This is a genomic window from Marilutibacter maris, from assembly GCF_006546735.2.
GTDB lineage: Bacteria > Pseudomonadota > Gammaproteobacteria > Xanthomonadales > Xanthomonadaceae > Marilutibacter > Marilutibacter maris.
This window is the reverse complement of sequence record NZ_VICD02000334.1, coordinates 1-12395: the sequence shown is the minus strand read 5'-3', so window position 1 is coordinate 12395 and position 12395 is coordinate 1. Positions and strand designations below refer to the sequence as shown.

At 70.3% G+C, this 12395-nt stretch carries 9 protein-coding genes and 1 pseudogene; 6 read left to right on the top strand and 4 right to left on the bottom strand.

What is annotated here, in order from left to right:
• The 4 genes from FKV24_RS18650 to FKV24_RS18635 all read left to right on the top strand — a co-directional run.
• Window positions 1–348 (top strand): energy transducer TonB (locus tag FKV24_RS18650; protein WP_211371922.1); only part of this gene is annotated, 348 nt, incomplete at its 5' end.
• Window positions 349–411: 63 nt separating this feature from the next.
• The gene (locus FKV24_RS18645; RefSeq protein WP_141483457.1) at window positions 412–1101 is read left to right on the top strand and encodes an alpha/beta hydrolase; all 690 of its coding nucleotides are present in this window, start codon (window positions 412–414) and stop codon (window positions 1099–1101) included.
• Window positions 1102–1338: 237 nt separating this feature from the next.
• Window positions 1339–2067, top strand: a complete 729-nt coding sequence (locus tag FKV24_RS18640; RefSeq protein ID WP_111265333.1) for a LytR/AlgR family response regulator transcription factor — start codon at window positions 1339–1341, stop codon at window positions 2065–2067.
• Between the two features lie 65 nt (window positions 2068–2132).
• Window positions 2133–2423 carry a DUF6916 family protein gene (locus FKV24_RS18635; protein ID WP_111265334.1) on the top strand — a complete coding sequence of 97 codons (291 nt, stop codon included), beginning with the start codon at window positions 2133–2135 and terminating at the stop codon, window positions 2421–2423.
• Window positions 2424–2448: 25 nt separating this feature from the next.
• Here the strand turns inward: FKV24_RS18635 and FKV24_RS18630 are convergent, their stop codons facing one another.
• The 4 genes from FKV24_RS18630 to FKV24_RS18615 form a co-directional block, all read right to left on the bottom strand.
• A complete protein-coding gene (locus FKV24_RS18630; RefSeq protein ID WP_141483459.1) occupies window positions 2449–2991 on the bottom strand; it encodes a GNAT family N-acetyltransferase in 543 nt (180 codons plus the stop codon).
• 29 nt (window positions 2992–3020) lie between these two features.
• A complete protein-coding gene (locus FKV24_RS18625; RefSeq protein WP_141483456.1) occupies window positions 3021–3563 on the bottom strand; it encodes a phage tail protein in 543 nt (180 codons plus the stop codon).
• 79 nt (window positions 3564–3642) lie between these two features.
• On the bottom strand, window positions 3643–4173 hold the full coding sequence (locus FKV24_RS18620; RefSeq protein WP_111265336.1) for a phage tail protein: 531 nt from the start codon (window positions 4171–4173) through the stop codon (window positions 3643–3645).
• Between the two features lie 64 nt (window positions 4174–4237).
• Complete coding sequence (locus FKV24_RS18615) at window positions 4238–4786, bottom strand: phage tail protein (RefSeq protein ID WP_111267913.1); 549 nt, start codon at window positions 4784–4786, stop codon at window positions 4238–4240.
• 257 nt (window positions 4787–5043) lie between these two features.
• On the opposite strand from FKV24_RS18615, the pseudogene FKV24_RS18610 reads away from it, so the two are divergent.
• Together FKV24_RS18610 and hemC are read left to right on the top strand one after the other, a co-directional pair.
• Window positions 5044–11127: pseudogene (locus FKV24_RS18610) on the top strand (putative Ig domain-containing protein); the annotation flags it as partial.
• A 157-nt stretch (window positions 11128–11284) separates the two neighbouring features.
• Window positions 11285–12211, top strand: a complete 927-nt coding sequence (gene hemC / locus FKV24_RS18605; RefSeq protein ID WP_111265338.1) for a hydroxymethylbilane synthase — start codon at window positions 11285–11287, stop codon at window positions 12209–12211.
• Window positions 12212–12395 lie beyond the last annotated feature (184 nt).

Below are 12395 nucleotides of genomic sequence, written 5' to 3'. Positions count from 1 at the left end.
GCCACGGCGTCGGCTCCCGCCGCATCCCGGGCCGCCACCTCGGGGACGGCGGCTGCGAGTACGGCCACGGCGGCGCGCGCGCCGACCCGGGTGCCGCGACTGCTGCATGAGGTCCAGCCGCGCTATCCGCCGCTGGCGATGCGACGGCGGATCGAGGGCCAGGTCCGGGTCAGCTTCACCGTCGAGCCCGATGGCAGCGTGAGCTCGGTCAGATTGCTGTCGGCGCAACCGGAGGGCGTGTTCGAGGACGCGGCGATCCAGGCGGCCAGGGGCTGGCGCTTCGAACCGGGGGCGTCGAGCGTGACCATCACCCGGACGCTGAACTTCGCCCTGCCGCGCGGCGGCTGAGCACCGTCGCCGGCCGTTGTGGCCGCGCTTGGCAGCCGCGGCGGGTGGCGGCGACAATGCCGCATGGATACCGAAAGCCTGCTCGATACCGTCGAACACGAAACCGGCACCGCGCCGCAGTGGAGCGTGCTCTGGCTGCACGGCCTGGGCGCCGACGGCAACGATTTCGCCCCGATCGTTCCCGAGCTGGTCCGCAAGGACTGGCCGGCGCTGCGCTTCGTGTTCCCGCATGCGCCGGTGCGTCCGGTCACGATCAACAACGGCGTGCCGATGCGCGCCTGGTACGACATCCGCGACATGAACCTGGCCCAGCGCGCCGACGAGGCCGGGGTCGACCAGTCGGTCGCCCAGGTCGAGGCCTTGATCGCCCGCGAGGGCGAGCGCGGGGTGCCGCCCTCGCGGCTGCTGCTGGCCGGCTTCTCGCAGGGCGGCGCGGTCACCCTCGCGGCCGGTCTTCGGCGCGAGGTGCCGCTGGCCGGGCTGATCGCGCTGTCGACCTACCTGCCGATGCCGGAACGGCTGCGGCGCGAGGCCACCGCGCAGGCGGCCTCGCAACCGCTGTTCATGGCCCATGGCCAGTTCGACCCGGTGGTGCCGTTTGCCGGCGGCCAGGCCAGTGCGGGTGCGTTGCGCGAGCTGGGTTTCGAGATCGACTGGCACGTCTATCCGATGGCGCACCAGGTCTGCGCCGAGCAGATCCGCGATCTGGGCGACTGGATGTCGCGGGTATTCGCCGCCGCCGACCGCGGCTGAGTCGCGTCCGCGGGCGGAAAGGGCCGCTGGCGGTCGCGCGCCGCGTTTGTATCCGGCAGTGGCCGGGCCGTCCGCAGGGGCGGGTTCATGGTTTTCCGCGTCGACGGATGACCGTGGCCGGCGCCGGCATTACTATTCTGGTCAACCCTGGAGTGGGGCATGCAGCCGACGAGGCCCGAAACCGGGCATGATGCGGAACATCGCGCGGGGGGCGACACGGGAGACGGTGTGGGGGCGATGAAGGTGGTGATAGCCGACGACGAGCCGCTGGCGCGCGAGCGCCTGCGCGGTCTGTTGGCGAATCTTGACGGCGTCGAAGTGGTGGCCGAGGCCGGCGACGGTCACGACGCCCTGCACGCCTGCGCCGAGCACCAGCCCGATCTGATCCTGCTGGACATCGCGATGCCCGGCCTGGACGGCCTGGAAACCGCGCATCACCTGGCCGCGTTCGAGCCGCGCCCGGCGGTGGTGTTCTGCACCGCCTACGACGCGCACGCATTGTCGGCGTTCGAGGCCGAGGCGATCGACTACCTGGTCAAGCCGGTACGGGCCGAGCGCCTGGCCGCGGCGCTGGAACGCGTGCGCACCTTCGCCGCCGGTCGCCAGCAGGGCCAGGCGCGCCTGGACGGCCAGCGCCGCACCCACCTGTGCGCACGCCTGCGCGGCAGTCTGCGCTTGATCCCGATCGAGGACGTGCACTACCTGCAGGCCGAGGAGAAGTACGTCGTCGTCCATCATGTCCACGGCGAGGACCTGATCGAGGAATCCTTGAAGTCGCTGGAGGAGGAGTTCGGCGAGCGCTTCGTGCGCATCCACCGCAACTGCCTGGTCGCGCGCTACGAGATCGTCGAGCTGAGGCGCTGCCCCGACGGCCACGTGCAGGCGATCCTGCGCCACGGCACGCAGCCGCTGGAGGTCAGCCGTCGATGCGTGGCCGGCGTGCGCGAGACCCTCAAACACCTATAGCGGCCGCTTGCCGGGAATCCGTGGGCCGCGGCGTCGCCGCGGTCGTCAACAGGAGTGGGAAAGGAATGGAACTGCTGACGTTGCAACATTTCGCGGGCTGCGTGAACGAGACCTTCTCGGCCTCGTTGAACGACATGGACGTGCCCTTCGTGCTGGTCGAGGCGCGGCCTTTGCAGGAGGCGCCGGGGAATGCCTCGCGTGCGCCGTTCTCGCTGCTGTTCCGCAATGGATCCGCGTTCCTGTTCCCGCAGCAGACCTACCAGATGCGCCATCCGCGCGTCGGCGAGGTCGGCATCTTCCTGGTGCCGGTCGCGCAGGAACGCGACGGCTTCCTCTACCAGGCGGTGTTCAACTGAGCCGCGGCCGTGTCGCCGCCGCGGCTCAAGTCCCGGCGGTGGCGGGCGGCGCCCAGCGCATCCGCTGGTAGCCGGCCTCGGTCGCGGTGACGACGAAGCCCAGGCGCTGGTACAGCCGCTGCGCGCCGGTGTTGTGCGTGGCCACGTGCAACTGCATGCCGCAGCCCGCGGCGGCGGCCCGCGCCTGCGAATCGGCGATCAGCGCGGCGCCGATGCCGCGGCCGCGCGCCTCGGGCATCAGGCTGATGTCGACGATCAGGTGCTCCGGTGCCGCGCGCTGCAGGTAGTAGCGCCCGATCGGGCCGTCGACGTCCTCGATAATCAGGAAATCGCTGTCGCCGTAGTGGGCGAGGTAGTGGCGGTGCTGGAGCGCGAACTGCTGCTCCAGGAACGCCTGTTTGACGGCATCCAGCCAGGGCAGCGCGGCCATTTCCCGTGCCCGCGTCGTCGCGTACAGGCGGCAAAGCCAGGGCAGGTCGGCAGCGCTGGCGTGACGCAGCCCGAACCCGCGCCCGGTCAGGGGCGCGGGAGGCTGGACTGCACGGTCGTTGGCCGGAAAGGGCGGCAACCCCTGCGGCGCCGGCGCCGTCGTCACCGTCAGGGGAACGACGGGTAGACGCCGACCAGGGCGATGCAGAAGTTCACCCCCAGGTAGGGTTGCTGGTTGGGGTGCGGGCTGCCGTTGCCGCTGCTCATCCCGACCATGTTGGCCGCCATCTGGGTGTTCGCCGGCGGCTCGATGTAGGTCTTGGAGGCGGTGCTGGTGGCCAGGAACGACAGTCCGCCGTTGTCGACCGGAGAGTGCGAACCGCTACCCGCCGCGCTCTGCGAGAACGCGACCGCTCCGTGGCTGTGCGACGGGATCTGGCTTGTGGCCAGGGCGACGCTGTCGGTGCCGAACGGCTCGCCGAGCATGCGCGTGCTGAGGCCGGGACCGCGGCCCTGCTGGGTGCCGGCGCGGCCGGCGAAATTGGGCAGTTGGAAGGTGCTCTGGCCATTGCCGCCGTAGTTGGTGCCGATCAGCGAGAACAGCGCGGTGTTCTGCGAGATCGGCAGGGTCGCGCCGTTGCAGAACGCCCAGCCGCGCGGATTGAAGTTGAAACCGAACATCTGGATTTCGCCGATGAAGGGTTGTGTCATGGTGCTTTCCTCCGGAAAGGTGCCGCGCGCGGGTCGCGCGGCCGCGCCTGCATGGCGCTGCGGGATGTGGTGGCCGGGATCAGGTCGGGCTGGGATAAATCCCGAACATGGCGATGCAGTACTGCACCGTCAGCGTCGGCATGCAGTTCTCATGCGCCTGGTTGCCGCCGTTGAGACCGGTCATCTGCGCCGACATCGGCGCCGGCGTGTTTCCGGTGGTCGTGTTGACGTAGAAGGTGTCGCCGCTGACGGTGCCCGGCAGCAGGTTGGGGCCCGGAGTGAGCGAGGTCGCCGCGGCGGTGGTCGCCACCATCGGATGGCTGTGCGCGGGCATCTGCGTCGACAGCAGGGTGACCTGCTCGGCGCCGGACTTCTGGCCCATCGAGTAGTGGCTGAGCCCGTTGCCCTGGCCCTGGTGGATCGGCAGGCGGCCGCGCAGGTCGGGAAGCGCGAAGGTGGTCTGGCCGTCGCCGCCGTAGACGGTGCCGATCAGCGAGAACAGGGCGTCGTACTGCGAAATCGGCAGCAGGCTGCCGTCGCAGGCGTGCCAGCCGGCGGGCGTCCGTCCGAAGCTGAACATCCGGACCTCGCCAATATACGGTTGTGACATGGGTGCACTCCTATGCTGTGGACACGCGCGCTGCGCGCGCGGGTCTTGGATCCGTGGATGTCGATCAGCTGCGCGAGGGGAAGATGCCCGACAGCGCGATGCAGAAGTTGATCGTGTTGTACGGCTGCAGGTTCGCGTGCGCCTGGCTGCCGCCGGCATTGGAGACCGACTGCGAGTTCAGTGTCGCCAGTGGCCCGTTGGAGGGGCCGTAAAGCGGTAGTGCGGCGCCGGCGGCGTTGTTGCTGGTCGCGAAGATCCGGTTCGACGGAATCCGGTTGTCGCCGTTGTTGGTGGACGCGTTGACCGTGTGGTTGTGCGCGGGCAGGTTGTCGGCCTGCAGGGTGACGGTTTCCGAACCCGCCGCCTGGCCCATCTGCACGGCCGGCGGCTGCCAGGCCGGGTCCACCGACGTGGCGTAGCCGACCGGTGTGCGGCTGCGCATGTCAGGCAGTGCGAAGTTGCTGGTGCCGTTGCCGCCGAACTGTGTGCCCAGCAGCGAGAACAGCGCCTGGTTCTGGTTGATCGGTAACAGCTGTCCGTTGCATAGCGCGAAGTACTTTGGTGCAAAGTTGAAGCCGGCCATCATGATCTGACCGAGAAAGAACTCGCTCATCGCCATCTCCCCTGGAATCGATGCGCGGCGCTTCGTGCGCCGCGGCGCCTACTCTGAACGGCTGGCGTCGTCGCCACAAGAGCTGTGACGGAGGCGGCACTTCCAATTTGACCCCAAGCCCTGTTTCAATGGCGGGCGACAGGGGCGGACCGGCCACGGCGTGGCCGGTCGATGACAGGAAATGCGTTGGCAGGCATCGGGCGTGTGCGCCCATCGGTGTCATGGCAGATGCAGTATCCATCCAGGGGGCAAGGGACATGCACGATTCGATCGGGGTGAGCGTACGCGGCCGTGGCAACGGCGTCTGGTCACGAATCGCGACGGTCGGGCTGCTGTGCCTGGCGGCGATCTGGTCCTCCGCTGCGTTCGCCGCGCCCTCGGTCTACTGTCCCACCCTGAGCGCCAACGTCGCCAATGGCGGCTCGGTGGCGATCGACGTGAGCGCCTGCGACGGCCCGTTCGACGGCGGCATGAGCGGACCGATCCCACCGTTCGCGCAGCACGGCACGGTCACCATCGGCCTCAACAGCGGCGGCACCCAGTTCGTGACCTACGCCCACAGCGGCAACGCCGCGACCAGCGACCAGTTCTTCCTCGAGGACAACGACCTGGGCGTGGTGACGGTCAACATCACCATCGATCCGCCGACCTCGCCGATCACGGTGTCGCCGGCGAACCTGCCGGCCATGACCGCCGGCACCGCATTCTCGCAGGCGCTGAGTTCGGCCGGCGGCACCGCTCCGTACACCTACACCCTGCAAAGCGGCACCTTGCCGACGGGGCTGAGCCTGACTTCCGGCGGTCTCGTCAGCGGCACGCCGACCCAGCGCGGCGGCTATGCCTTCGTGGTCCGCTCGACCGACAACATCGGCCAGTTCGTCGACAAGGGTTACACCGGTACGGTGCAGAACCCGACCCTGTCGATCGCGCCGACCTCGGGTACCGCGATCCAGGGCGTCGCGTTCTCGCAGACCCTGATCGCCAGCGGCGGTGTCGCCCCGCATACCTTCGCCGTAGAGTCCGGGCTGCTGCCAGCGGGCATCAGTCTGTCGAGCGCAGGCCTGCTCAGCGGCACCACCTCGGCGGCACCGGGCAGCTACCCGCTCACGCTTCGCGTGACCGACAGCAGCAGCGGCCCGGGCGTGTATTTCGAGCTGGAGAACTACACCCTGACGGTCAGTCCGGCGCCGACCGTGAGCATCGCGGTGTCGCCGGCCTCGGTCAGCGAGGACGGTGCGGCGACCCTGGTCTACACGCTCACCCGCAGCGCCAACCTCAGCTCCTCGACGTTGGTCAACATCACCACCAGCGGCACCGCGACCGCGGGCACCGACTTCACCGGCAACACGGCCACCGTGACCATCCCGTCGGGCAGCACCACGGCCATCGCCGTCATCGATCCGACCGCCGACAGCACCGTGGAAGCCGATGAGACGGTCGTCCTGACCGTCGTTCCGGGCAGCGGCTACACCGTAGGCACGCCGTCCAGCGCCACCGGCACCATCCTCAACGACGATGCGCCGGTGGCCTCGATCGCGGTCAGCCCGGCGTCGGTCAGCGAGGACGGCGCGGGCAATCTGACCTATACCGTCAGTCTCGACCAGCCCTCGACCTCGGCGCTTGCGGTCGGCTACCTGGTGAGCGGCACCGCGACCAACGGCACCGACTACGCGACGATCACCTCGCCGGTGATCATCCCGGCCGGCAACACCAGCGCCACCGTCGTCGTCAACCCGATCGCCGATGTGACCACCGAGGCGGACGAGACCGTCGTCCTCACCCTGGCGGCCGGCGCCGGCTACACCGTCGGCGCGCCCAACAGCACCACCGGCACCATCCTCAACGACGACCTGCCGGTGTTGACGATCAACGACGTCACCTTCCCCGAGGGCGATTCGGGCACGCAGAGTGTGTCGTTCACGATCAGCCTGAGCTCGCCCGCGGGCCCGGGCGGGGTGAGCTTCGACATCGCCACCGCCGACGGCACCGCCACCGCGGGCAGCGACTACACCGCCTCCAGCCTGACCGGCGTGAACATCCCGGCCGGCGCCGCCACCCAGGTCTTCAACGTAGTCGTCAACGGCGACCTGCTCAACGAGTCCGACGAGACCTTCTTCGTCAACATCACCAATGTCGCCAATGCGATCCTCGGCGACGGCCAGGGCGTCGGCACGATCGTCAACGACGATGCGCTGCCGAGCCTGTCGATCGACGATGTCACCGTGATCGAGGGCAATGGCACGGTCAACGCCAACTTCACCGTCAGCCTGAGCGCGCCCAGCGGCCGCAACGTCACCGTCAACTACGCCACTGCCGACGGCACCGCGACCGCGCCGGGCGACTACACCAGCCTCAGCGGCGGCCTGCTGTTCAATGCCGGCACCACCGCGCTGGCGGTGTCGGTCACCGTCAACGGCGATAGCGTGCCGGAGGCGGACGAGACCTTCTTCGTCAATCTCAGCGGCGCGGTCAACGCGAGCATCGCCGACGGTCAGGGCGTGGGCACGATCAGCAACGACGACGTGCCGGTGACGGTCGGTCCGGGCAGCTTGCCCGCCGCTACTGTCGGTGTCCCCTACGCGCAGACGCTGACCGCCAGCGGCGGCAGCGGGCCCTACACCTTTGCAGTGACCGCCGGCGCGCTGCCGGCCGGCATGGCGATGTCCTCGGGCGGTGTGCTCAGCGGCACCCCGACCGCGGGCGGCAGCTTCTCCTTCACCGCCACCGCGACCGACAGCAGCCCGGTCCCGGGACCGTTCAGCGGCAGCCAGGCCTATACCCTGACCGTCGCCGCGCCGACGATCTCGCTGCCGGCGACCACGCTGGCCGGCGGCACCCTGGGCACGCCCTACAGCGACGCGATTACCCCCGCCTCCGGCGGTACCGCGCCATACACCTATGTGATCAGTTCACCTGCGCTGCCGGACGGGTTGAGCCTGGATGCGGCCAGCGGCGCGATCACCGGCACTCCGAGCGCGGTCGGCATCTTCAACTTCAACATCACAGCGGTCGATAGCAGCGGCACCGGGCCCTACACCGCGACCCAGAGCTACTCGATCGAGGTGAGCGACCAGGTACCGGTCGCCAATGCGGTTTCGGCGACCGTGCCCTACGACGCCGCGGCGACCAACGTGGCGCTGAACATCAGCGGCGGTGCGCCGGCCTCGGTGGCGGTCGCGACCGCGCCCAGCCACGGCGCCGCGGTGGTCAGCGGCACCTCGATCAGCTACCAGCCCGACCCGGGTTATGCCGGTCCGGACAGCTTCACCTACACCGCGACCAATGCCAGCGGTACCTCGGCCCCGGCAACGGTGTCGATCACGGTGAGCGATCCGGTGATCACCATCACCGCCGCCGGTACCCTGGCGGCGACCGTGGGCGCGCCCTACAGCCAGACCTTCACCTTCAATGGCGGCGCCGCACCGTGGAGCGGCTACCAGGTCACCAACCTGCCGACCGGGCTGTCGATCACCGCCACCGGCGCGGATACGGTGACCGTGTCCGGCACCCCGGCCGAGGCCGGCAGCTTCAGCCTCAACGTGTCGGCGACCGACAGCAGTACCGGCAACGGTCCGTATGCGGTCGGCGAGGCGTTCGTGCTCAGCGTGGCGGCGCCGAGCCTGGCACTGTCGCCGGCGGCGGGCACCTTCAATGCGAACTACGGCACCGCCTATTCGCAGAGCTTCGCCGCCAGCGGCGGCGTCGGCCCGTACAGCTACGCGGTCAGCGGCAGCCTGCCGGCCGGCGTGAGCCTGTCCGGCGACACCCTGTCGGGCACGCCGACGGTCACCGGCAACTTCAGCTTCATGATCGTCGCCACCGATGACGGCGCCAGCGGCACCGGCGCGCCGTTCACCGTCTCCGAGAGCTACGTCATCGCGGTCGCCACGCCGACGGTGACGCTGAGCCCGGGCACGCTGCCGGCGAGCGATCCGGGCGTCGCCTACAGCCAGACCATCACCGCCAGCGGCGGCGTCGCGCCGTACGGCTTCGCCCTCGCCAGCGGCACGTTGCCGGCCGGCCTGGCCCTGTCCAGCGGCGGCGCGCTGTCGGGCACGCCGACCGAGGTCGGCACCTTCGCGATCACCATCGAGGCGACCGACGCCAACGGCCAGACCGGCAGTCAGAGCTACAGCCTGGTGATCAACGCGCCGACGCTGGCGCTGTCGCCGGCGGCGGGCACGCTGACGCTGACCTACGGCGCCGCCTACTCGCAGGTCTTCGCCGCCAGCGGCAGCCCGGGGCCATATGGCTATGCGGTATCCGGCGCGCTGCCGGACGGTGTGAGCTTCAGCGGCGGCACCCTGTCGGGGACGCCGACCGCGCCGGGCAGCTACCCGATCACGATCACCGCGACCGACACCGCGTTGACCGGCAGCGGTGCGCCGTTCTCGATCACGCAGGCCTACACCCTGGAGGTGCCGGCGCCCGCGCTGACGATCGACCCGGCGACGCTGGCGGACACCGCCGCCGGGCAGGCCTACGCGCAGACGCTCAGCGGCAGCGGCGGCGTCGCCCCGTATGCCTTCGCCGTCACCACCGGCAGCCTGCCGGATGGGCTGGCACTGAGCGCCGACGGTGCCTTGTCCGGCACTGCGACCCGTGCCGGCAGCTTCGCCTTCACCGTGACCGTCACCGATGCCAACGGCCAGACCGGCAGCCGCGACTACACGCTGCAGGTGGCGGTGCCGACGCTGAGCCTGACCCCGGCGACGCTGACGGATGCGACGGCCGGCGTCGCCTACAGCCAGGGCTTCGTCGCCGACGGCGGTATCGCGCCCTACGTCTATGCGATCGCTTCCGGCAGCCTGCCCGATGGCCTGAGCCTGGACGGCGCCAGCGGCGCGCTCACCGGCACTCCGACCGTCGCCGGCGACTTCGATTTCTCGATCAGCGCCACCGACAGCACCGGCGGCACTCCGGCGACCGCGACCAACGCCTACACGCTGACGGTGTCCGCGCCGGTCATCACGATCAACCCGGAGACCCTGCCCACCGGTGTCGGCGGACAGTCCTATGCGCAGACCCTCGCCGCCAGCGGCGGCTCGGCGCCGTACAGCTTCGCGGTCACCGGCGGTGCGCTTCCGGGCGGGCTCACCCTGGCGGCCGACGGCGGCCTCGACGGCACCCCGGTCGCGGGCGACTTCGACTTCACCGTGACCGCGACCGATGCGCTGGGCTTCACCGGTACCCGGACCTATGCGCTGGAGATCGTCGACCGTCCGGATCCCTCGCGCGATCCGGAGGTGCGCGGATTGCTGGAGGCGCAGGCCGACTCGGCGCGCCGCTTCGCCTCGGCGCAGATGGGCAACTTCCAGCAGCGCCTGGAAAACCTGCACGACAACCGCGGCGGCGCGCAGTTGAGCAACCGCCTGAGCTTCGCGGTCAGCGAGCACTGCGTGGAGCGGATCGGACGCAAGCCGGGCGATCCCTGCGACGAACTGATGGCATCCAACGATGCCGTGGGCATGGCGGCGGGCGGCGCCGACGATGCGCAGGGCGCGGCCGGCGGCGGCACGGGCGGTTCGAGCGCGTCGCCGTTCGGCGCCTGGGTCGGCGGCGTCATCCGCTCCGGCAACCAGGACGGCCGTGGCGGCGGCGCAGGTGCCGACTTCGAGAGCGACGGCATCAGCGCCGGCGTGGACTACCGGGTCAGCCCGGCCTTCGCCTTCGGTGGCGGCATCGGCCTGGGCCGCGACGACAGCGACGTCGGCGACAACGGCAGCCGGGTGGAGGGCGACGCCTATGCGTTCGTGCTGTACGCCAGCTACCACCCCGGCGACCGCTTCTTCGTCGACGGCCTGCTGGGCTACCAGCAGCTGTCGTACGACCTGCGCCGCTACGTGACCCCGACCGGGGGCTTCGTGCGCGGTTCGCGCGACGGCAGCCAGTGGTTCGGCTCGCTGTCGGCCGGTGCGCAGTACCAGCGCGACAACTGGCAGCTGACGCCGTATGCCCGCGTCGACCTGTCGCGGGCCAACCTGGACGGCTACGTCGAGCGTGGCGACCCGATCTACAGCCTCGCCTACGGCGACATGGACGTGGACTCGACCACCGCCAACCTCGGCTTCCGCTTCGAGTCGCGGCGGCCGACGCGCTGGGGCGCGTTCGCGCCGCAGGCACGGCTGGAATACCAGTACGACTTCGACGGCGACAGCAGCGCCAGCATGCGCTACGCCGACCTGCTGACCGGACCGCTCTACCATGCCGCGCTGACCGGCTTCGACCGCAGCCGCTTCATGATCGGGCTGGGGGCGATGTTCTACCTGCCGCGCGACATGGGTCTGCGGGTCGAGTATCGCGGCCTGTTCGGCGACGGCGGCGATCGCGACAACGGCTTCATGCTGAATTTCGAGAAGGGTTACTGATCGCGGCGGCCTCGGCCGCGCGCATGCCGGAGGCCGTTGAGCGGCCTCCGGTGGCCGCCGGCCGGGGGCATCGCGGGCGTACGGAGCCGGGTTTTCCGCCGCGCTCGCCGGCTGGGCGATAATTACGCGGATGAAGACCCTGCGTATCGCCACCCGCAAGAGCCCGCTCGCCCTCTGGCAGAGCGAACACGTCGCCGCCCGCCTGCGTGCCGCCCACCCTGGACTGACCGTCGAACTGGTGCCGATGAGTACCCGTGGCGATCAGGTGCTCGACCGTTCGCTGGCCGCGATCGGCGGCAAGGGCCTGTTCCTGAAGGAACTGGAGGTGGCGATGCAGCGCGGCGAAGCCGACTGCGCGGTGCATTCGCTGAAGGACGTGCCGATGGAACTGGAGCCGGGTTTCGCGCTGCCGGCGGTGCTGGAGCGTGCCGATCCCGCCGACGCCTTCGTCAGCCCGCGCTTCGGGACCATCGACGCACTGCCGCCGGGTGCGGTGGTCGGGACCTCGTCGCTGCGGCGGCAGGCGCAGCTGCGCGCGCTGCGCCCGGACCTGCAGCTGCGCGACCTGCGCGGCAACGTCAACACCCGCCTGGCCAAGCTGGATGCGGGCGAGTACGACGCGATCGTGCTGGCCTGCGCCGGCCTGCAGCGGCTCGGCCTGGACGCGCGCATCCGCGCGCGCTTGCTGGCGCCGGTGTGGTTGCCGGCGCCGGCGCAGGGCGCGATCGCGATCGAATGCCGCAACGACGACGACGCGGTGCAGGCGGCCTGCGCGGCGCTGGAGCACGCGCCGACCCGGATCTGCGTCGAGGCCGAGCGGGCGATGAACCGTGCCCTGCACGGCAGCTGCCATGTGCCGGTGGCGGCGCTGGCGCGCCTGGACGGAAGCGATCTGGCCCTGGACGGCCTGGTCGGCGATGCCGGCAACGGCCATGCGGTGCGGGCGTCCGCGCAGACCGTGGTGGACGGCGTGGACGCGGCACGGGCGCTGGGCGTCCAGGTCGCCGAACGCCTGCTCGCGCAGGGCGCGCGCGCGCTGATCGACGCCCACTTGTGATCCCTTGATCGCAGGAGCGATTGAGTCTGTCGGGAAAGCCTCATCGCGGCTTACGCCGCTCCTACAAGATGCGGTGCTGCATGGCCCAGCCCCCTGAGTCAGGGGGCGATTCGTGCCGCAGGCACGAATGGGGGTGTGGAGACGCAACGGCGGGGCCCAAGGTTTGCATAGCAAACTTTGGGAG